A 20,486-nucleotide genomic window follows, 5' to 3' on the forward strand; every position below is an offset into this window, starting at 1 on the left:
AGCCGCCTTTGAGGAAGCTTTTTTCTTGCCGGTGGCCATTTTAATTAACTCCCTTAGCATCTTCGCGACTCTCTATCGGTAACCCGCAATCCTTGGGTGCCAGCCTGATATCGTCAAGGCCGATCATAATGTAATCTTCGACCTTACCCCGTCAGGGTAAGGGTTGCCACCAATCTGCGGGCCACTGAACATTTTCAAGCCGTCGCTGGTGAAAATCTAGCCGATTATAGCTATGCGGGCGCAACAGGAAAGAGGAATCTTGTCACAGAGCCCTCTTTCCTGTGTTTTTGCCCTGTTGTGCCGTATCAGGGTGTTGCTATCGGGCACCGTTAGTCACGTATTTTCAGGGAGTATGACTATGACACCGAGCCTGTCTGAATTTGCTCGGCGCGTTCCGCCTTTTCATGTGATGGCCTTGCTGGAGCGGGCACAAGCACTGTCGGCTCAAGGACATGACGTGATTCACTTGGAAGTGGGGGAGCCGGATTTCACTACCCCTGAGCCGGTGCTGGCAGCCATTCAGGACGCGGTAACGCACGGGTGCACCGGCTATACCCCTGCCGCTGGCCTGCCGGCCCTGCGTGAGGCGATTGCGGACGATTACCGGAAGCGCTTTGGGGCTCAAGTCAGCCCGGCGCAGGTGGTCGTGACGCCAGGGGCGTCGGGGGCTCTACAGTTGGCGCTGGCGGCATTGCTCAATCCGGGGGACGGCGTGCTGCTGACCGATCCTGGTTACCCCTGTAACCGACAGTTCGTGCGCCTGGTGGGTGGCGAACCGCAGCCGGTGGTACTGCAGGCCGGCAACCATTTCAATGTGGACTCCGAAGCGTTTATGGCGCAGTGGCAAGCCAATACTCGAGTGGCCATGGTGGCTAGCCCTGATAATCCCACCGGCAATATGGTGCCGGCGGAGGTTTTGCAGCAGCTGGCGCAGGGCGCGCAAGAAAAAGGCGGCATTTTGTTGGTGGACGAAATCTACCAGGGTCTATGTTACACCCAGCCAGCGTCATCGGTGCTGGCTGGTTCGGCTCCTGTGTTGGTGATCAATAGTTTCAGCAAATATTTCTGCATGACGGGCTGGCGGTTAGGTTGGTTGGTGGCCCCGGAGCCGCTGGTGCCGGCCATTGAGCGGCTGGCTCAGAACCTGTTTCTTGCACCATCTACACCGGCCCAGTATGGGGCGTTGGCTGCACTGCAGGAACCGACCCTGACCATTTTGGAGCAACGACATCAATTATTGGCGCGCCGCCGCCAGTGTCTACTCAATGGTTTGGCACATTTGAAATTGCCGGTGGTGTCGCGGGCGGATGGTGCTTTCTATGTGTACGTGGATGTGAGTGATTACACCGACGACAGTTTTGCTTTCTGTGCGAACCTGCTGGAAAAGGCCAAGGTGGCTATGACCCCTGGGTTGGATTTTGGTCAAGGTCATGATCACCGGCATTTTGTGCGGTTGGCCTACACTTGCAGCGAGGCGCGGCTAACAGAGGCATTGCGTCGGCTGGAACAGTATCTGGAGTCCCTGTGAAGTTTGATCCCCCGCTGGAAACCGTAACGCTATTGCGGCGCTACAAACGGTTTATGGCAGATGTGGTTCGCGCCGATGGCAGCGAAATTACCGTGCACTGCCCGAACACCGGCTCCATGAAAAATTGTGTGTTGGGCGGGCCACAGCAGGCGCTGATTTCGGATAGTGGCAATCCGAAACGCAAATATCGCCACACCCTGGAAGCCTTGCAGGTGGCTCACGGCCACTGGGCCGGGGTCAATACCGCCCGCCCCAATGCGTTGGTGGAAGAAGCGGTGCGGGCCGGACAGTTCCCCATGCTGGATTCAACCAGTGGCGTGGAGCGGGAGGTGAAATACGGGGACAGTCGCTTTGACCTGGCGCTGGGCGAGCGGGCCGACCCACATACCTTTATTGAAGTGAAAAACGTCACCCTGGGTCCGGGGCCAGATGACAAGGATGACGGCGTCATCGCTTTTCCGGATTCGGTCACCGAGCGGGGCCAGAAGCACTTGCAGACGCTGATGGATGTGGTCGCGTCGGGAAAACGCGCGGTGTTGTTCTTTTGCGTTCAGCACAGTGGCGCCACGGCGGCGCGACCGGCGGATGAGATCGATGCCCGCTATGGACAGTTGTTGCGCGAGGCGATAGAGAATGGCGTGGAGGTGCTGGCCTGGAAGAGCGAGGTGTCGGCGCAGTGCTTCAGGCTAAAAGAGCCGTTGCCCCTTGATTTGTAGGGCTTATTTAATGCCCATTGCGCCGGATGTGGGATGCCGCCTCTGTGGCTCGGTGCTGTGCCCTTGGGGAAATGGGGCCTGCAAGTAAAGGGCTGGCGTTGATTAGGGGAGGTCCTGTAGTTGCTGCTGCAACAGGGTCACTTGATTACCCCAGTAGTTCATCGATTCGAACCACGGGAAGGCGGGGGGAAAGGCCGGGTCGTCCCAGCGTTTGGCCAGCCATGCGTCGTAGTTGATAATGCGGCGAAGACGCAGCGGCTCGATTAGGCGTGTCTGATTCCAGGGGAACGGCAGGAAAGTGTCGTAGCCGCGAGCAAGGACCCGTAGTTGGTGCTGCTGCTCATCGTTATCGCCGGAGAGCAGCATCCAGATGTCTTGCATGGCAGGGGCTCGTAGGCTGTCGTCCAGATCCACAAAGTGGGGGCCGCCCTGATTGTCGGCGTTGGGCCGCCAGAGGATGTTGCCGGTGTGGCAGTCGCCATGCACGTTCAGTAGCGGGAACGCACTTTCGTTTAATTGTTGCGCCACCTTTTCCAGTATCTGGCCGGTTACGTCCCGATATTGGCCGCGGTAGTTCAGGTCCACTACGTCGTCGCAAAGGAAGGTGCTGGCGGTACGGATGTCGTCGACGATCTGCAGGGTGGGACGCATCGTGTAGGGGCGGTCACTGCCGCAGGCATGCCAGCGGGCCAAGGTGCGACCCAGTTGCTCCAAGTGATCGTCGTTGGCCAGTTCCGGTGCGTGGCCGCCAGCGCGGCGAAAGACCGCAAAAGAAAAATCATCGCAGTGGAACAGGCTGGTGCCACCCTTCTCTATGGGGGCTACCACTGGCAAATCCCGTTCCGCCAAGAACAAACTAAAGGCATGTTCTTCGAGAATTTGTTCATCGCTCCAGCGCTGTGGACGGTAAAACTTTACAATCACCGGAGGGCCCTCTTCCTGTCCCACCTGATACACCCGGTTTTCAAAACTGTTCAGTTGCAGCAGGCGGCCGTCGCTGAGGAAGCCGGCGGCATCTACGGCATCCAGCATGTAATCGGGGGTTAGGTTATCGAAGGGATGAGACATGGACGGCCTATGTGATCAACAAGTAAGGAAGACGCTGTTGCGGTATTGGCCTCTGGCGTCAGGTTTGAGCATTCGGCTTACTACGCCGGCTGCGGCACTTCTCCGAGCCAGATTTCCTCGCCCCGCACTTCCAGTGGCACCGGGATCAGTTTGTCGCCACTACAGGGGCCAGACAAGCAGTTGCCGGTTTCCACTTCGAACAGGGCGCCGTGGTTGGCGCACATGATGAACTGGCTGTCGCTGTCCATAAATTCATCGGGCATGAAGTTCAGCTCAATGCCCAGATGCGGGCACCAGTTGAGGTAGGCATGGACTTGCCCGTCGAACTTTGCCACTAAAACGGGTTGGCCATCTTTCTGATATTCCCGTGCGCTTTCGTGCTCAATGTCGTTGATGTTGCAAATGTGTTCCATGGTTCGGCGCTTTCCGTAATGCTGTTCGGTGGAAATGTTTACAGGCTATCTCTGTCGTAGAAAAAAGACGGAGATTGGCGAGCGCCAATTTCCGTCTTAGGGCTATTCGCCTAGCGTGGCTTTGCGAAGCTGCAGGTGAACCTCAGCCGGCAAGCGCGGGCCAAATTCGCTGACGAGACGCGCAGAGGCGGCTGAGGCCAATTTCCCTGCGGCGACAAAGTCATGGCCGTGGGTAATGGCATACAGGAAAGCGCCGGCAAACATGTCGCCGGCCCCGTTGGTATCGATGGCTTTTACCGGAACCGGATCAATCCGGTGTGTGTGTTCACCATCCCAAGCCAAGGCGCCCTCAGCGCCGAGGGTTATCACGGCGGAGCCGCAGCGTGATTTAAGCGCCGCCAAAGCTGTGTCTACATTATCGGTGCCAGTAAAGCTGGTGGCTTCGGCTTCGTTGCAAAACAACAAGTCTACGCGTTCGCCGAGCATTTCATTCAGGCCGTCTTTGAAAAACTGGACCATGGCTGGATCGGAGAAGGTCAGTGAAGTTTTAATCCCGTGCTTCTCGGCCAGCTGGCGGAGTTTGATGGCAGCAGCCCGGGAGCTGTCGCCGCTGACCAAATAGCCTTCTAGGTACACATAGTGGCTGGCAGCGATGGCCGCCTCGTCCAGTTCTGCGTTGGACACTTGGCTTGAAATGCCTAGGTGGGTGTTCATGGTGCGCTCGGCATCCGGGGTCAACATCACCAGGCATTTGCCGGAAACGCCGCTGTCTCGCGGCCCATTCATGTTGGTGTCCACACCGGCAGTGGTTAGGTCATCGACAAAGATGCTGCCGGTAGTATCGTCGGCCACTTTGCAGGCGTAGTAACTATTACCGCCGAAATAGCGGGTGGCGACCACGGTGTTGCAAGCGGAGCCGCCGCTGGTTTGCTTGCGGGGTTCGGCTTCATCGGTGAGAGCTTCAAGCAGTTCTGCCTGGCGGGCTTCATCCACTAACGTCATTAGGCCTTTGTCTACTTCCATACGCTGTAAGAAGGCGTCGCTGACCTCGATTTCCGTGTCTACTAGGGCATTACCGAGGGCGTAAACGTCATATTTCTTTGTCATGGAAGCTCCGAAGCGGATTGCAGGGGCGGCTATTATGGGCTGCCGGGCGCAGCATGCAAAATTTGTACGCTAGACGTGAGGCGTTTACCCCCCGGGAACATATTTGTTCCTCCACACTCATAAAGTACCCACAATTTTCTCTATACTCCGGCCCATGGCGAAAAAAACGAAAAAGTCCCCCGCAAAATCGCGGCGGCAACCCAGTCGAAAAAAGAAACCCTCCTCCTCGCGCCGGCGTTGGTTCAGTTGGCCATTTATCGCGAAAGTGAGCCTGGTGTGTCTGGTTCTGGGGGCGGCCGGTTTGGCGTACTTGGATGCATTGGTGCGCGAACGGTTCGATTCACATGCTTGGCAATTGCCCGCACGGGTTTATGCTCGCCCGGTGGAATTGTATGAAGGCCGGGTGTTGTCCAAAGATGACATGCTCAAGTTGCTGGATTTGATGCGTTATCGGCGTGATGCCCGAGCCAGCACGCCCGGTAGCTTTACCGTACAAGGCCATTCTCTGCTGATTCATACCCGTGGCTTTAACGACAGTGATGGCGGCGAGCAGCCAGAGCGTATCCGTTTGTCCTTGTCCGGTGGCCAAATTCGCAGTCTGGAAGCCGGAGGTGACCGCTTGGCCCGGCTGGAGCCGCTGCAAATTGGCAGTATCCACCCCCAGCACGCGGAAGATCGGGTGTTGGTGCCGCTGGATAAAGCGCCGCCGTTGCTGGTGGATATGCTGATTGCCACTGAGGACCGCAGTTTTTACGACCACCACGGGATTTCTTTGCGCGGATTGAGTCGCGCAATGCTGGCTAACATCAAGGCCGGTAGCTTAGTGCAGGGCGGTAGCACCTTAACGCAACAACTAGTGAAAAATTTCTGGCTCAGCTCCGACCGGACCCTGTCACGTAAGCTGATGGAAATGCCAATGGCCTTGCTATTGGAGCTGCATTATAGCAAAGAGCAGATTCTCGAGGCTTATCTGAACGAGGTGTATCTCGGGCAAGATGGCGCCCGCGCTATTCATGGCATGGGGCTGGGTTCTCAGTTTCTGTTCGGCCGGCCGCTAACAGAACTGGAGCCTCATCAGCTGGCAACCTTGGTGGCGTTGCTCAAGGGGCCAAGCTGGTACGACCCGCGTCGTCGCCCGGAACGAGCCATGGAGCGTCGCAATACAGTATTAAAAGTGGCCCGCGACGAAGGCGCCTTGTCTAATGCGAATTACGAGAAATTCAGCGCTAGGCCTCTGGAAGTGGTGCCGCGGGGGGCGTCTGCACTGTATGCCTTTCCGGCGTTTATTGATCTGGTTCGCCGCCAGCTGGCGAGGGACTACCCGCCGGAAGTGCTCAGCGACGAAGGGTTGCATATTCACTCCACCCTGGATGTGTTGGCTCAGCTGGCAGCAGAAGGCTCGCTGAAGGATCATTTGGATCACCGTGACCCTAAGCAAGCTAAAAAGCTCAACGGTGCCGTGGTGGTAGTTGCCCCTGCTCAGGGTGACGTACTGGCGTTGGTGAGCAATCGCGATTCACGACAGGCCGGCTTTAACCGGGCGCTGGATGCGCAACGGCCGATGGGCTCGCTGGCCAAACCGGCGGTGGTGTTATCCGCCGTCGAGCAACCGAAAACCTACTCTTTGGCTACGCTAGTGGAAGACGGCCCCATTCAGGTGAAATTGCCCAATGGGAGCGTGTGGTCGCCGCAAAACTTTGATAAGAAGGCCAAGGGCGCCATGCCCATGGTGGATGTGTTGGCGCTGTCCCGTAACCAGGCCACAGCCCGGCTGGGTCTGGATGTGGGGTTAGATAAAGTGGCCGATACCATGAAGACCTTGGGGGTGACTCGAAACATTCCTCTGTACCCGAGTATTTTGCTGGGCAGTTTGGAGCTAACGCCGTTCGAGGTGGCGATGATGTATCAACCCTTGGCCACAGGCGGCTTTAGCACTCGATTACGCTCGATTACCGATGTGTTGGATAAGGATGGGCGGCCGTTAGCGCGTTATCCGGTTAGCACTGATGAAGTGGTGGACGCCGGGCCGGCGTTTCTGACCCAGTGGGCCATGCAACAGGTAGTCGAACAAGGCACTGCCCGGGCAGCCAGAGCGTCGTTGCCAGCGGACCTGAGAGTGGCCGGTAAAACCGGAACCAGTGACGATTTCCGTGATGCCTGGTTTGCTGGTTTCTCGGCCAATCATTTGGCGGTGGTTTGGGTCGGTCGCGATGACAATAAGAACGCGGGCATCACCGGTTCCAGCGGGGCTCTGCCCGTGTGGGCCAAATTGATGGGCAAGCTGCCCCAGCGCAGCCTGTCGCAAACGCCCCCTGCCAGTGTGAAATGGGTATGGATGAACAAGGACGGCCGCCGTGTTAGCGCAGAAGGCTGTGGCAATGCACGCCGTTACCCTATGCTGGTGGCATCCATTCCCGAAGATAGCGATGGTTGTGGCACAGTGAAGCAAACCGGTAAGGGCATCAAAGGGTGGTTTAAGGGGCTGTTTGATTAAGGGCCATGATTACTGTGGTTTGGGCGGGTTGCTAGCGGCCAGCACGATGCCGTTTAGGCGGCTTTCTCAATGGCCTTCCCAATGGCCCTCTCAATTCAACCCGCGTTTAATACAATAGGGGGCAGAATGTTGTTTTTTCACAGGCTTGTTCGATTGTGTCTGCTGAGTGTGGTGATGGCAGGGTGTGCGGTGAAGCCCGTTATGCACGAGCCGCAGCAACCAATGAGCGCTAGCCAAGAACTGGAGGGCTCCCCGGCACTGAGCTTGTTAGCCAGTGCGGAACAGGCGAGGCAGCAAGGAAACAGCTCTCGGGCAGAACGGTATCTGGAGCGAGCGCTGAATATCGCCCCTGACTCATCTTGGCTATACAAGGAGTTGGCGGACTTGCGGCTCACTGAGGGTGATGCTCGCGGGGCAGAAGGTTTTGCTCTTAAAGCACTGCGGTTAGCGCCGGAGCATCCGGAGTATCAAGCCGGGTTGTGGGAGTTGGTGGCGACCGCGCGGGATCGACAGGGCGATGCGGGCGGAGCGAAAGCGGCTCGGGAGCGTGCGGCGGTATTGCGCGAACCGAAACCGCTTGAGGCATGACGCCGGCGGTAAACGCCGCTAAACGCGCCAAGGTGGCGTTTGGGCTGCATAGTTACGAGCACGATCCAAAAGCGCCAAGTTACGGGCTGGAAGCGGCGCAAGCATTGAACTTGCCGGTGGAGCGGGTATTCAAAACGCTGCTAGCGTTAGTGGATGGTGCCCCGGTGGTGGCCATGGTGCCGGTGGCCCATCAGTTGGATCTGAAGTGTTTGGCCCGCGCCCATGGGGGAAAGAAAGCCCAGATGTGTCCGGCGGACAAAGCCCAACGGCTAACCGGTTATGTGCTGGGTGGCATTAGCCCACTGGGGCAGAAGAAGCGTTTGCCGTTATATCTGGATAGTAGTGCTGCTGAGCAGGCGGAGATTTTCATGAGCGCCGGTCGCCGTGGCTTAGAGATCGCCATGGCGCCGCGGGATTTGCTGGCGCTGACCGGTGGGAAAATGGTGGCGCTGGTGCGCGACTGAGGCGATCGCTATTAAAGGCGCCTGTAGGCGCGCTCTGGAAGCGTGAACCTGCGCCTTGGCGAGGAAAGCCGTACCCGCTTCTCTGAGTAACGGGATAGGTTTCCTTGCCTTCAGGCAAGTTCGCGCTGCCGCGGGTTTCTCACCCTAAGCGTTGTTCCTACAGGTGATCCTGCCTGCTGTGCGTTTAAATTTTCCCGAAGGCCTTGCGAGCGGCGGTGATGGTTGCGTCGATATCGTCATTACTGTGCGCAGCAGAGACAAAACCGGCTTCGAATGCGCTAGGGGCCAAGTAAATACCTTGGTCCAGCATGGCGTGGAAGAAACGGTTGAAACGCTCGCTGTCGCAGGCCATGACTTCTGTAAAGCTGCTGATGCGATTTTGATCGGTGAAAAACAGCCCGAACATAGCACCGGCTTGTGCTGTGGTGAATGCCACCCCCTCGGCATGGGCGGCCGCTGTCAGCCCTTCCAGCAATCGGGTAGTTTTTTCGGCCAAAGCTTGATGAAAACCGGGCTCGCTGATCAGGTTGAGAGTCGCGAGGCCCGCGGCCATGGCCACAGGATTGCCGGACAGGGTGCCCGCCTGATAGACCGGACCCAGCGGCGCCAGATGCTCCATGATGGCTTGCTTGCCGCCGAAGGCGCCCACAGGCATGCCGCCGCCGACAATCTTGCCTAGGGTGGTCATATCCGGGGTGATGCCGTAATGGCCCTGGGCACCGCCCAAGGCAACCCGGAAACCACTCATTACTTCGTCGAAAATCAGCACCGCGCCGTTGTCGTCACATTGTTGGCGAAGGGTCTGCAGGAAATTTTCAGTGGCTGGAACACAATTCATGTTACCGGCCACCGGCTCCACAATTACGGCGGCGATGTCGTCGCCGTGTTCCTTGAAGGCTTGGGTGACGCTGGCGGCATCGTTGTAGTCTAGTACCAGGGTGTCGGCGGTCACCGCTTCCGGCACGCCGGGAGAGCCAGGAATAGCGATAGCGCCGGAGCCGGCTTTTACTAGCAGGCTGTCTACATGGCCGTGGTAGCACCCTTCAAACTTGATGATTTTGTTGCGCCCGGTATAACCGCGGGCCAGTCTAATGGCGCTCATGGTGGCTTCGGTGCCGGAATTGACCATGCGCACCATATCCATGGAGGGTACGAGCTCGCAGACCTTGTCGGCCATGGCCACTTCGGTGGCGGTGGGGGCGCCGAAACTCAAACCCTGCTCAACGGCTGCTTGCACGGCGGCGACTACATGGGGGTGATTATGACCGAGGATCATGGGGCCCCAGGAGCCCACGTAATCAATGTATTTGTTGTCGTCTTCATCGAACAGGTGTGCGCCACGGGCGGAATGGAAAAACACCGGTGTGCCGCCTACGCTTTTGAATGCCCGCACCGGGGAATTAACACCGCCGGGGATATGTTTTTGGGCCTGGCGGAAAAGCTGTTCAGAGTGCTTGCGGGGCATGGTGTGTCCTCTTGAATCAATTCGCTATGGGGCAGACCGGTTGGTCTGAAAGCAGGCACTGAGTTGGCGTGCTGCGGCTTCGATGGCATCCGTGTCGGTTTGTCCGAAGAGGGCGTGGATGACCGCCACGGACACGGCGCCAGCGTTGATCAGTTGCGGCGCATTATCCGGATTCACCCCGCCAATGGCTACCACGGGTTGATGAAACTGCTGGCACGCTTGGCGCAGTAAGGCCAGCGAGGCCGGTGGCGCTAAGGGTTTGGTGTGTGAGGTAAAGAAGCGGCCCATGGCCAAGTAATCGGCGCCGGCTTCAGCGGCGCGGGCGGCCAATGTCAAATCGCCGTGGCAGGTGACGCCGATAATACGTGAGCCGCCCAGTTGATCGCGGGCGGCTTTGATGCCGCCATCACTCTGGCCGATGTGGACTCCGTCAGCGTTTACTTGGGCCGCTAGGGCAGGGTCGTCGTTGACGATAAACAGAGCGTGGTATTGGTGGCACAGCTGGCGCAGCTGGGCGGCTCGGTATTCTCGCTGGGTGGGGCTGGCGGTTTTGTCCCGGTACTGCAGCAGTTTGGCGCCGCCACGCAGCGCCGCTTCGGCGGCGGGCAGCAGGTGCTCGTCCGGAGTCAGAGCCGGGTCGGTGATGGCGTAGAGGCCGTGGAGGCGATGGAGGGGCATGGCAGGCTCAGGGTTGACGGTTGGGTACGTATTGTCCCTGCCCGGGTTGAAAGGCATTGCGCAAGAATTTGTCCACGTGAGCCTGGCCATTGGCCACGGCACTGTGCAGCGACTGACCGTGGCCACGCAGACAGGCAATGGACGACGCCAGGGTGCAGCCAGAGCCGTGATAGCGGTGAGGCAATCGGTCCCAGTGCCATTGCTCTTCACCGGAGGGTGTGAACAGATGGTTGACTACCTGATCGGTATCGTCATGGGTGCCGGTGATTAGCGTAGCGCAGCCGCTACGCTGCACCAAGACTTGGCCGCAGCCACTAACGCTCTGTTGGCCGCTTAATGCCTGCGCTTCCGGTAAATTGGGGGTCATCACGTCGCACAGTGGTGCCAGGGTGTCGAGCATTACCTCGGCAAGGGATTCCTGCGCTAGGCTGCCGCCCGCTTCTGCGGCCAGTACCGGATCGAGAATCACCGGAACATTGGGCAGCCGTTTGAGTAGCTGGGTGATGAAGTCGACGATGGCGATGGAGCCGGTCATGCCGATTTTTATCGCTTGATAGTCCATGTCGTCGAGTAGTGCGTCAGCTTGCTGTTGCAGTAAGTCTATTTCGGTGAGCCGGAAGCCTCGCACATTCTGGCTATTCTGAACGGTGAGCCCGGTGATCAGGGTAGACGCGAAGCCGCCTAGTGCCTGAATGGCTTCAATGTCGGCATGGATGCCTGCCCCCCCGGAGGGATCGTGGCCGGCGATAACAAGAATGTTGGGTTTCATTGGAAGGCCTGATGCTAGTGCTTAATGCTGGGCGGCGGCTTAGCGCAGGTACCGCAGGGCGCCCAGTACGAGGTGCGCTTTAGAATGGTTTCACTATCACTAATAGCACAATGGCGATGAGCAGAAAAACCGGAATTTCGTTGAAGATGCGGTAGAACTTGTCGCTCTTGGTGTTGGCATCAGCGGCGAACTTCTTCATGTAGGACAAGCAAACGTGGTGATAGCCAATCAGCAGGAACACCAGGGCTAGCTTGGCATGCATCCAACCGCTGCCTTTATACGCATCAATGTTGGTCATGAACATCCATAGCCCAAGAACCACAGTGACAATCATGCTGGGGTTCATGATGCCCCGATAGAGTTTGCGTTCCATGATTTTAAAACGTTCGCGGCTCGGCTGGTCGTCCGCCATGGCGTGGTACACGAAAAGGCGCGGCAGGTAGAAAATACCGGCGAACCAGCAAATCATAGCAATCAAGTGGAAGGCCTTGATCCAGAGAAAGTAGTCGAGCGCAAACTGCATGGGATTTCCCTTATGGGTGGAGGCATTGGAGAGATGTTTCCAGTGGGCGTACACTATACAGACTTAACTCTATTCTTTCCGGTCCACTTGCTGCCGTCTTACGTAAAGGAGCGCTGTGAATAAGCGGCCACGTCATAGTCGTCTGATGCGTTACTACCTATTTCGCACTCGGCGTCTGAGTCGCCGCCAGCTGGGTTCTTGGCAGGACTGGAAATTGCGTGCGGTGTTCTGGTCCGGCGCTGTCATGGTCGGTTTGCTGGTGGTGGCGTTTGCTTGGGTGGCAGAGCTAGCGTCCCACACTTTCACCCAAATCCATGCCCGTTCTCCATATTTGCCGGTGTTAATAACCCCGGTGGGCATGGTGGTTATTGTCTGGTTAATGAGGCAGCTGGGCACCGAGTCGCAGGGTAGTGGTATTCCTCAAGTGTTGGTGGTGCTCAAGCAGCGTTACCATTGGTTGCGCCCCGCCTTTCTGTCGTTACGCGTGATCCTCAGCAAATTCGTGCTCACCTGCCTAGGGCTGCTGTGCGGCGCCAGTATTGGCCGCGAGGGGCCTAGTGTGCACATGGGCGCGGCGATGATGTATTCGGTGGGTCGGGTGGGCCAGCTTAATCAGAAATACGTGGATAATTCCTTAATCGTGGCGGGTGGCGCGGCAGGGGTATCGGCGGCGTTTAACGCGCCTCTGGCGGGGATTGTGTTCGCCATCGAGGAACTGTCTGGTTCTTTTGAGCAGCGCACCAGCGGCACGCTAATTATGGCGATTATTCTTTCCGGTGTGGTGGTGCTCATGATAATGGGCCACTACAGTTTTTTCGGGCATCCAGACGGGGCGTTGGATATCACTCGGGACTGGGCCGCTATTGGCGTGACGGCGCTGGTGTGTGGTCTTCTGGGCGGTTTCTTCAGCCGGTTGTTGATAAAGGGAAGCCAGTTTCTCTCTCCCTATGCCAAGGAGCACCCTTATCGTGTGGTGGTGCTGTGTGCGCTAGTGGTGGTCTTTCTCGGCTTGATCACCGGGGGGGCAACCTACGGTAGTGGCTATGAGCAGGCCTCTACCTTGCTTAGCGGGGAACAGCCGGGTAACTGGACTTTTGCATTGGCGAAAATGTCCGCCACGTTGGTGTCTTATTTTACCGGGATTCCGGGTGGTCTGTTTTCCCCTAGTCTGGCTGCTGGCGCCGGTGTTGGTAACGTGGTGGGCGGTTTCTTTCCTGGCTCGTCGCTGGTGGGGGTAACGCTGGTGGCGATGGCGGCGTTTCTGGCCGGGGTGATACAGCGACCGATTACCTCCTTTGTGATCGTGATGGAGCTGACGGGCAACCGCCACGATATTCTGCTGCCGCTTATGGCGGGGGCGCTACTGTCGGCAGCGGTGGCTAAAATTGTCTGGCCTCGGCCGCTGTATGACTCTCTGGCTGATCGGCTTTCTGATGGTCAGGGTATGGCGCTGGAAAAGCCCCAGGACAAACCGGCGGAACGAGGCAACGAAAAAGCCGGGTCGATGGGCGCAGGGAAAGAGCCCGAGCGGCAACTGCCCGGGTGACCGTAACCTGGAAGGAGAGACGGTTATGGGGGCTTTCTTGCCGCTGATCGATGGCGCCCCTATCATGCAGGGCTTCCTTTTATTGATGCAGTTCAGGAGTGGGATATGTCTTCTCAGCCAGCACAAGCCAGTGCACCGCTGAAAGTGGGTGTGGTTGGCGGTACCGGGTATACCGGGGTTGAATTATTGCGCCTGTTGGTTAACCACCCCCATGCAGAATTGGATGTGATTACCTCTCGTGGCGAAGCTGGTGTGGCGGTGGCTGACCTGTTTCCCTCCCTGCGAGGACGAACTGATCTGGTCTTCAGTGAGCCGGACGCAAAGCGGCTGGCAGGCTGTGACGTGGTGTTCTTTGCTACACCCCATAATGTAGCTATGCGGATGATGCCCGAACTAATGGACGCCGGTGTGCGGGTGGTGGATCTGTCAGCAGATTTCCGGCTGAGGGATCATGAGCTGTGGAGTGAATGGTACGGGGAGCCCCATGCCTGCCCAGAGTTGCTGGCGGATGCGGTTTATGGCTTGCCGGAAGTGAACCGCGAAGCGATTCGTGACGCTCGGTTGGTAGCCTGCGCCGGTTGTTATCCCACCTCGATTCAGCTGGGTTATTTGCCGTTGTTAGAAAACGGCTGGATCAAACCCGATCAGCTGATCGCTAATGCGGCCAGTGGCGCCAGTGGTGGCGGCAAAAGTGCCAAGGTGCCGATGTTGCTGGCGGAGGCTGGAGAGAGCTACAAGGCTTATGGCGCCAGCGGCCACCGACATTTGCCAGAGATCGAGCAAGGGCTGGCGGATATCGCTGGTGGCCCGGTAAGCGCTACATTTGTTCCCCATCTTATTCCCATGATTCGTGGTATTCATTCCACCCTTTACGGTCAGCTCACCGCGTCGGCGCCCCCGTTGGAAGAAATTCAGGCAGCGTTTGAAGCCCGTTATGCCGATGAGCCCTTTGTAGACGTGATGCCGCTGGGTAGCCACCCGGAGACGCGCTTCGTTAAAGGCGCCAATATGTGCCGGCTGGCATTGCATCAGCCTCGGGGTGAGAGCGTGATTGTTGTTTTGTCCGTGATTGATAACTTGGTGAAAGGGGCGTCAGGCCAGGCAGTGCAGGCCATGAATATTATGTTTGGCTTGGATGAGGGGGCGGGGCTGGCAGTGGTTCCGCTGGCGCCATAATCATGGCAAGGAAGCCAAAAAGCCGCGCGGGCATTGATGATGTGGTGTTGATGCCGGTGAGCCCTTCTCAGCAGAAGAAGCGGCGTCGGGTTTTGGTGTTAGTGGCACTGTTTGCTGGGGTGCTGCTGTTTTTAATTGGCGGTTGGTTGGGCGCAGGAGGTGTCATGGACGCCTCCGACTCCAACCGCCGTCTGCGTGGGGAAGCCAAGATCCTGCAGGCTGAATTGGACACCGCGCGTAGCCAGCTGGCAGTTTTTCGCGCGGATTCAGAGCTGACTTTGGAGGCTCGTGAAGAGGTGCGTCAGGAGATAAAGGCATTGCAGGATCAAGTCGCGGAACTCGAAGAGGCGGTGCTATTTTATAAAAATGTTATGGCACCGGGCGGTAGCGAGGGGGGCTTGCAGATTGAAAAGATGACGCTGCAGCACAATAGCGACACTGGCGAATATTTGTACCGTGTCGTCCTGGTACAGTCTGGGGATAACCGGGGTTATCTGTCCGGTGATATTAGCTTGCAGTTGCGCGGTGAAAAGAATGGTAAAGCGTTTATTGTTGCTGGCAGCGATTGGCTTGAAGAGGGCAGCGAGACCCAATTCAGATTTCGCTACTTCCAAGAGCTGAACGGCCGATTTAAGGTGCCTGAAGGGGTGGCGGTGCAGGCGCTGGATGTGGATGCTGAGAGCGGCGGCATGAGCCGTTACGAGACACAAAAAACGATAAAGTGGCAGTAGGAGAATCGTGTGCTAAGCCGATACAAAAAAAGCTCGATGACTACAGGATCGTCGTCCCAGGATTACCGTAACCACACATTGATTGCGCCTAGCGCAACCGTCCGTGGTGATATTGAATTTTCCGGAGGTTTGCATATCCAAGGTACCGTGGAAGGCAGTGTCAGTGTGGGCGAGGAGGGTGGCCGCTTGGTAATCGGTGAAAGCGGTGTGGTTAAAGGTGAAATTCGGGTTGCTCAGGTGGTAATTAATGGGCGTGTAGAAGGCGATGTGCACGCCACGGAGAATCTTGAGCTGGCAGAAAAGGCCTCAGTGGAGGGCAATGTATACTATCGCATGGTTGAGATGGTCATGGGGGCGCAGGTGAATGGCAAGTTGGTGCGTCTGGATGACGAACGTCGAAGTCTGCCTGCGCCGGATGCCAAAAAGGTTACCAAGCCAGAACCGGCTGAGACGCCAGCCGAAGAGAATGTGGTAGGGAAGGGGAGTGCGGATAATTCTTGACTGTTTTAGTCGGGTACTAGAACATGATCAGTCCGTTCAGGAGGGTTCGTACCTGAGTGGCTTTTCTTCTGCCCAAATGTCAGCCGATAGCGAGAGTATGATCGAGTCAGCACCGATTTCATTTACCGATGCCGCCGCCGCCAAAGTTAAAGAGCTGCGTGACGACGAAGGAAATCCGAACCTCAAGCTGCGTGTTTATATTACCGGTGGTGGGTGCGCAGGGTTCTCTTATGGTTTTACTTTCGATGAGACGGTGAACGAGGACGATACTTCGGTAGAGAAAGAGGGTGTCATTTTGCTGGTGGACGCCATGAGTATCCAGTATCTGGATGGCTCCGTGGTCGACTACGAAAAAGGCCTGATGGGCTCACGTTTTGTGGTGAGCAACCCTAATGCGGCTACTACTTGTGGTTGCGGGTCTTCTTTCTCGGTCTAGTCGGCTGTTGAAAACCTTCTTGCCTGCTCAGCTTTTTAGGCCGGTTCGCAATCTAGGTGCAACTTTTAGATTGCGCATCTTTAGCCATCTAAATAAAGCGCAACTGATGTGCTCTAAGTACATTTTGACCACTTTTCAGTGGCCCGCGACCGACTTTTCTGTGTTCCCTTGAGATTTTGCGCTTTGCATGATACGCCTGCTGCTGTCATAAAAAATTCACCGTTCAATCAACAATTCGTCGCTTTTCGGGTAGATACTGAACCCATGATGACGACAAAACCGACATTTCAACGAATGACCGCCGCAGACACCCGGGCCATGTGCTGGTTGCTACAGCAGCCACAGGCAGCCCGTCGTGCCCGTTTGGCGCGGATGGTCTCTCGCTTCGGCGATGGCCCGTTTTATGTGGCTTTGACGCTATGTATATGGGGGATGGATCGCCAGGGTGGCAGTGAGTTTGCTCTCACTGCGATGGTGGCCTACGCCCTTGAGATGCCGTTGTTTGTATTGCTCAAGCATCTAATCAAGCGGCCTCGACCGGCGGATGCGCTGGAAAGCCTGTCGGCATTTATCCAGCCGGCGGATCGATTCAGCTTTCCGTCTGGTCACACTGCGGCAGCCTTTGTGATGGCGTCTTTGCTTTGCGTGTTTTACCCGCCGGTGATAGCTCTTGCGTTGGGCTTGGCGCTGATGGTAGGGCTGTCGCGAGTGTTGCTTGGGGTTCATTATCCTTCGGATATTTTTGCTGGAGCCGCCCTTGGCTTTGGCTGTGCCATGATTGGTCTCTGGCTGGTTTAAGGTGCCAGCTTCGAGCTGAAAGACACCAAGCGCTGGCAGTGCCAACTGATAGTTGCCGAGCTGTGCTTTGGCACCTTGCCTTCTTGATCACGGTAAAGTGACCTGCCCCAATATGGTCTGCCTTGACGCGCCGGTAACCACTGGCGCATTGCCTGCTTTTTCTTCCATGCGAGCCCAGGCCAGCCAAGCAAAGGCGGCAGCTTCCACCCAGTCTGGGGCCAATCCCTGTTTGGCGGTACTGGTGACTGGGGTGCTGAGTAGCGCTTGGATGCGCTCTAGCAAGTGTTGGTTATGGGCGCCGCCGCCGCAGATCAACACTTGGTCCGGTTGGAAGTCACTGAGTGCATCGCTGATTGAGTGGGCGGTGAGTTCTGCTAGTGAGGCCTGGACTACGCTGGTAGTGAGTGAATGATTCGCAAGTTGTTCGTTTAGCCAGTCAAGGCTGAAACGTTCCCGCCCAGTGCTTTTGGGGGGGGGCAGCCGGAAATAGGGGTCGCTCAGCAAGGTGTTGAGTAGGGCTAAGTCGGGCTGGGCGCTGGCAGCCCAGTCGCCGTTGCGATCATAGGCCCGCTGGTGATGTTGCTGAATCCAGCTATCCATCAATACGTTGCCCGGCCCGGTATCAAAGCCGCCGCTGAGCTGGCCATTCTCTAGTAGCGTCACATTGGCCATGCCGCCAATATTTACTACTGCGATGCGTTGATCGGGGCGAGCGAAAAGCTGTTGGTGGAAGGGCGGTACTAGCGGGGCGCCTTGTCCACCCAGAGCGATGTCTTTATTGCGGAAGTTGCTAACCACGGCGATGCCCGTTTTCACAGCGAGGGTGTCTGGGCAGCCCAGCTGCACGCTGAAGCCGGCAGCGTGTGGGCGGTGACGAACGGTCTGTCCGTGACAACCGATGGCGCGAACTTGTTCTGGTGCGATGGCCGCCTGGTCGAGCAGAGTCTGGCAGGTGTTCGCGTAGTGTTCAGCCAATTGAAGGCTGACGGCGCCGGCCCGGTCAATTTCGTTATTGCCCGGCTGGCAGAGGCCGAGAATCTCGCCGCGAAGGCTCTCAGGGATGGGTTGGCTCAGGGTGCTGACCAGTGTGAAATGGTTGTCACTAATGTTGGCGATGACAGCGTCGATACCGTCCAAACTGGTGCCAGTCATCAGCCCTATGAATAGGGCGGGTGGGGCCTTAGAAGACATCGCTGCTGGCCAGTGTTGAGGCTTCGGAGAACAGGGTCATTTGTGCCTTTAGCTGGTTGGCGGCGATCAGAAACTCCGCTCTCTCATTGTCGTTGATGCCGCGAGCCTTAGGAAGGGGTACGGTCAGTGGATTGCGGTGAACGCCGTTGATGCGGAATTCATAGTGCAGGTGCGGGCCCGTGGCTAGGCCGGACATGCCCACGTAGCCAATGGTTTGGCCCTGCTTCACTCGGCGGCCTACGCGCATGTCTTTGGCAAAATTCCGCATGTGAGCGTAGAGGGTGGTGTAGCTCTGACCATGCTTGATGATTAATACATTGCCGTAGCCACCTTTTATGCCGGCGAAGATGACCTTGCCGTCCCCGGCCGCCTTGATCGGGGTGCCGGAGGGGGCGGCGTAGTCGATCCCTTTGTGAGCGCGAATGCGGTTAAGAATGGGGTGTTTACGGCCTAGGCTGAAGCGTGAACTGATGCGAGAGAAGGCTACCGGGGTGCGGATGAATTCCTTACGCAGGGAGCCCCCCTTGATATCTAGGTATTCCACATCCCCGGATAGGGTTTTATAGCGAAAGGCTGTCAGGTGGCGGTCCCGATTCCAGAACTCGGCCATCAATATGTCGCCGACCCCCACTTTTTCGCCGTCCAAGTAGAGTTCTTCGTAAAGGATGCGGAAGCGATCACCCTTGCGAATATCCAGAACAAAATCCACATCCCAGGCGAATAGATTGGCTAGTTGTAACGTCAGCTTGTCACTGATTCCAGCGGCTGCACCGGCGAGGAATAATGAGTCGGTAATTTGAGCCTGGGCAAAACGGGTTTGTTTCTGATATTCGCGCTGGCTGATACGAGTCTGCCAGCGGCCATTTTTGAGGCGAGCGGTGAGGGTTTCCACCCGGGAGGGGTGATACTGTACTGCGGTCAGCGTTTGTTCGTCACTAATGGCAACCTGCAGGGTGTCGCCAGGGCGCAAAGAGGCTAATCGCTCCAGCCGTGTATCACTGCCGATCAGCTTGTAAACTTGTTGAGCTCCAATACCTAGAGGCTGGAGTAGGGAAGATAGGCTGTCGCCAGCTTTTACCGTCACCGTTTGCCATTCTGTGGCAATAGTGGCGGGCTTGTTGGTGGGTTGTGGTGTCGGTGTTACGCGTTCCGGCAGACTTATGTTTTGGATGCGTTCCGGGGTGGGTTCGGTACTGTCGGGGCGAAAAGCGATCAGGATGACGCCGCCCAGCAATACCATGCTCAGCAGTAAATGGGTGCGTGGGAACTGGCGCACCAGCCTGCCGGCAGCAGAGATAAGTTGTTTCATTGAGAGTCTGTGAAGCCTGAGTTGAGTAAATAGAGACTGGCGCGCTCCGTGGAGCGCAGCGGAAAACTGGCTTGCAAAGATACCCGCCTTCTCTGGCCGCGTTCAAGTGCTACAATGATGCGCTTTCGTTAATGGGTCTGGAAATTAGAGGTAGGTATGGCCACGGTGGATCAGCAACTGGCACTTATTACCCGCGGGGCGGATGAGATCATCCAGCAAGAGGAGTTGCGGAAAAAACTGGCATTAGGCCGACCGTTACGAGTGAAAGCGGGCTTTGACCCCACCGCCCCGGACTTGCATCTGGGACATACAGTATTGATCAACAAGCTGCGCCAGTTCCAGGAGTTGGGGCACGAGGTGATTTTTCTGATTGGTGATTTTACCGGAATGATTGGCGATCCTACAGGTAAAAGCGCCACTCGTCCGCCTCTCAGTCGCGAGGATGTACTGCGTAACGCTGACACCTACAAAGAGCAGGTGTTCAAGATTCTTGATGAAAGTAAGACTCGGGTTGAATTCAATTCCAGCTGGATGAATACGATCGGAGCGGCCGGCATGATTAAGCTGGCGGGCCAATATACTGTAGCGCGAATGCTGGAGCGTGATGATTTTGACAAGCGCTATAAAGGTAATCAGCCCATTGCTATCCATGAATTTCTCTATCCGTTGGTCCAAGGATATGACTCTGTGGCGCTGGAGGCGGATGTGGAGCTGGGCGGTACGGATCAGAAGTTCAACCTGCTAATGGGTCGGACCCTGCAAAAGACTTACGGCCAGTCGCCGCAAATCTGTCTGACCATGCCGATTTTGGAAGGGTTGGACGGCGTTCAGAAGATGTCAAAGTCCTTGGGTAACTATGTAGGGGTTAATGATGCTCCGGGTGAAATGTACCGTAAGTTGCTCTCACTTCCAGACAGTTTGACTTGGCGCTACTATGAGTTGCTCAGTGCCTGCTCAAATGAGCGCATTGAGGCGTTGAAAGCTG

21 protein-coding genes (1 of these 21 running past the window's edge) are annotated in these 20,486 nt (G+C 56.9%); 12 read left to right on the plus strand and 9 right to left on the minus strand.

All coding sequences use genetic code 11. The features are described 5' to 3' along the window. Positions 1 to 352 precede the first annotated feature (352 nt). Together ABO_RS01765 and sfsA are read left to right on the plus strand one after the other, a co-directional pair. Entirely contained in the window at positions 353 to 1,528 is a 1,176-nt protein-coding gene (locus tag ABO_RS01765) for an aminotransferase class I/II-fold pyridoxal phosphate-dependent enzyme (protein ID WP_050731496.1), read from the plus strand. After that, a complete protein-coding gene (gene sfsA / locus ABO_RS01770) occupies positions 1,525 to 2,244 on the plus strand; it encodes a DNA/RNA nuclease SfsA (RefSeq protein WP_011587642.1) in 720 nt (239 codons plus the stop codon). Before ABO_RS01765 ends, sfsA begins: the two co-directional genes overlap by 4 nt. Positions 2,245 to 2,346: 102 nt before the next feature. On the opposite strand, the gene ABO_RS01775 is transcribed toward sfsA, so the two are convergent. The 3 genes from ABO_RS01775 to ABO_RS01785 all read right to left on the minus strand — a co-directional run bounded on the left by ABO_RS01775 (position 2,347) and on the right by ABO_RS01785 (position 4,832). Further along, a complete protein-coding gene (locus ABO_RS01775) occupies positions 2,347 to 3,312 on the minus strand; it encodes a serine/threonine protein kinase (protein ID WP_011587643.1) in 966 nt (321 codons plus the stop codon). 80 nt (positions 3,313 to 3,392) lie between these two features. Then, positions 3,393 to 3,725, minus strand: a complete 333-nt coding sequence (locus ABO_RS01780; RefSeq protein WP_011587644.1) for a Rieske (2Fe-2S) protein — start codon at positions 3,723 to 3,725, stop codon at positions 3,393 to 3,395. A gap of 102 nt (positions 3,726 to 3,827) precedes the next feature. Beyond that, complete coding sequence (locus ABO_RS01785; RefSeq protein ID WP_011587645.1) at positions 3,828 to 4,832, minus strand: adenosine kinase; 1,005 nt, start codon at positions 4,830 to 4,832, stop codon at positions 3,828 to 3,830. A gap of 154 nt (positions 4,833 to 4,986) precedes the next feature. On the opposite strand from ABO_RS01785, the gene mrcB reads away from it, so the two are divergent. The 3 genes from mrcB (at position 4,987) to ybaK (ending at position 8,378) form a co-directional block, all read left to right on the plus strand. Beyond that, positions 4,987 to 7,326, plus strand: a complete 2,340-nt coding sequence (gene mrcB, locus ABO_RS01790; RefSeq protein WP_041704747.1) for a penicillin-binding protein 1B — start codon at positions 4,987 to 4,989, stop codon at positions 7,324 to 7,326. 222 nt (positions 7,327 to 7,548) lie between these two features. Next, entirely contained in the window at positions 7,549 to 7,914 is a 366-nt protein-coding gene (locus tag ABO_RS01795) for a tetratricopeptide repeat protein (protein WP_232501279.1), read from the plus strand. Then, on the plus strand, positions 7,911 to 8,378 hold the full coding sequence (ybaK, locus tag ABO_RS01800) for a Cys-tRNA(Pro) deacylase (RefSeq protein WP_011587648.1): 468 nt from the start codon (positions 7,911 to 7,913) through the stop codon (positions 8,376 to 8,378). The genes ABO_RS01795 and ybaK overlap by 4 nt, the downstream gene beginning before the upstream one ends. A gap of 184 nt (positions 8,379 to 8,562) precedes the next feature. Here ybaK and hemL read toward each other — a convergent pair whose 3' ends face one another. The 4 genes from hemL to hemJ form a co-directional block, all read right to left on the minus strand. Next, positions 8,563 to 9,843 carry a glutamate-1-semialdehyde 2,1-aminomutase gene (gene hemL / locus ABO_RS01805; protein WP_011587649.1) on the minus strand — a complete coding sequence of 427 codons (1,281 nt, stop codon included), beginning with the start codon at positions 9,841 to 9,843 and terminating at the stop codon, positions 8,563 to 8,565. A gap of 24 nt (positions 9,844 to 9,867) precedes the next feature. After that, positions 9,868 to 10,521, minus strand: a complete 654-nt coding sequence (gene thiE, locus ABO_RS01810) for a thiamine phosphate synthase (protein ID WP_041704752.1) — start codon at positions 10,519 to 10,521, stop codon at positions 9,868 to 9,870. Between the two features lie 7 nt (positions 10,522 to 10,528). After that, complete coding sequence (locus ABO_RS01815) at positions 10,529 to 11,290, minus strand: bifunctional hydroxymethylpyrimidine kinase/phosphomethylpyrimidine kinase (RefSeq protein WP_011587651.1); 762 nt, start codon at positions 11,288 to 11,290, stop codon at positions 10,529 to 10,531. Between the two features lie 79 nt (positions 11,291 to 11,369). Continuing rightward, complete coding sequence (gene hemJ, locus ABO_RS01820) at positions 11,370 to 11,813, minus strand: protoporphyrinogen oxidase HemJ (RefSeq protein WP_011587652.1); 444 nt, start codon at positions 11,811 to 11,813, stop codon at positions 11,370 to 11,372. A 115-nt stretch (positions 11,814 to 11,928) separates the two neighbouring features. Here hemJ and ABO_RS01825 point away from each other — a divergent pair, with 115 nt between their 5' ends. The 6 genes from ABO_RS01825 to ABO_RS01850 all read left to right on the plus strand — a co-directional run bounded on the left by ABO_RS01825 (position 11,929) and on the right by ABO_RS01850 (position 17,001). Further along, complete coding sequence (locus tag ABO_RS01825; protein WP_011587653.1) at positions 11,929 to 13,359, plus strand: chloride channel protein; 1,431 nt, start codon at positions 11,929 to 11,931, stop codon at positions 13,357 to 13,359. Positions 13,360 to 13,464: 105 nt separating this feature from the next. Further along, positions 13,465 to 14,535: an N-acetyl-gamma-glutamyl-phosphate reductase gene (gene argC / locus ABO_RS01830; RefSeq protein WP_011587654.1), complete on the plus strand. Its 1,071-nt coding sequence runs from the start codon at positions 13,465 to 13,467 to the stop codon at positions 14,533 to 14,535. A 2-nt stretch (positions 14,536 to 14,537) separates the two neighbouring features. Beyond that, positions 14,538 to 15,266: a DUF6776 family protein gene (locus ABO_RS01835; protein WP_011587655.1), complete on the plus strand. Its 729-nt coding sequence runs from the start codon at positions 14,538 to 14,540 to the stop codon at positions 15,264 to 15,266. Between the two features lie 9 nt (positions 15,267 to 15,275). Next, complete coding sequence (locus tag ABO_RS01840; protein WP_011587656.1) at positions 15,276 to 15,767, plus strand: bactofilin family protein; 492 nt, start codon at positions 15,276 to 15,278, stop codon at positions 15,765 to 15,767. 76 nt (positions 15,768 to 15,843) lie between these two features. Beyond that, entirely contained in the window at positions 15,844 to 16,203 is a 360-nt protein-coding gene (gene erpA / locus ABO_RS01845; RefSeq protein ID WP_041704763.1) for an iron-sulfur cluster insertion protein ErpA, read from the plus strand. 264 nt (positions 16,204 to 16,467) lie between these two features. After that, positions 16,468 to 17,001 carry a phosphatase PAP2 family protein gene (locus tag ABO_RS01850; protein ID WP_011587658.1) on the plus strand — a complete coding sequence of 178 codons (534 nt, stop codon included), beginning with the start codon at positions 16,468 to 16,470 and terminating at the stop codon, positions 16,999 to 17,001. Between the two features lie 87 nt (positions 17,002 to 17,088). Here the strand turns inward: ABO_RS01850 and ABO_RS01855 are convergent, their stop codons facing one another. Both ABO_RS01855 and ABO_RS01860 read right to left on the minus strand, forming a co-directional pair. Next, positions 17,089 to 18,192, minus strand: coding sequence for an anhydro-N-acetylmuramic acid kinase (locus ABO_RS01855; RefSeq protein WP_011587659.1), 1,104 nt, complete (start codon positions 18,190 to 18,192; stop codon positions 17,089 to 17,091). Continuing rightward, on the minus strand, positions 18,182 to 19,501 hold the full coding sequence (locus tag ABO_RS01860) for an OapA family protein (RefSeq protein WP_011587660.1): 1,320 nt from the start codon (positions 19,499 to 19,501) through the stop codon (positions 18,182 to 18,184). Before ABO_RS01860 ends, ABO_RS01855 begins: the two co-directional genes overlap by 11 nt. A gap of 156 nt (positions 19,502 to 19,657) precedes the next feature. Here ABO_RS01860 and tyrS point away from each other — a divergent pair, with 156 nt between their 5' ends. Then, positions 19,658 to 20,486: the 5' portion of a tyrosine--tRNA ligase gene (tyrS, locus tag ABO_RS01865; protein WP_011587661.1), read on the plus strand. 371 nt of this gene lie beyond the right edge of the window; 829 of the gene's 1,200 nt are visible here — the first part of the coding sequence; its start codon is at positions 19,658 to 19,660; the stop codon falls past the right edge of the window.

Origin of the sequence: Alcanivorax borkumensis SK2 (assembly GCF_000009365.1) — a bacterium.
Taxonomy (GTDB): Bacteria; Pseudomonadota; Gammaproteobacteria; order Pseudomonadales; family Alcanivoracaceae; genus Alcanivorax; species Alcanivorax borkumensis.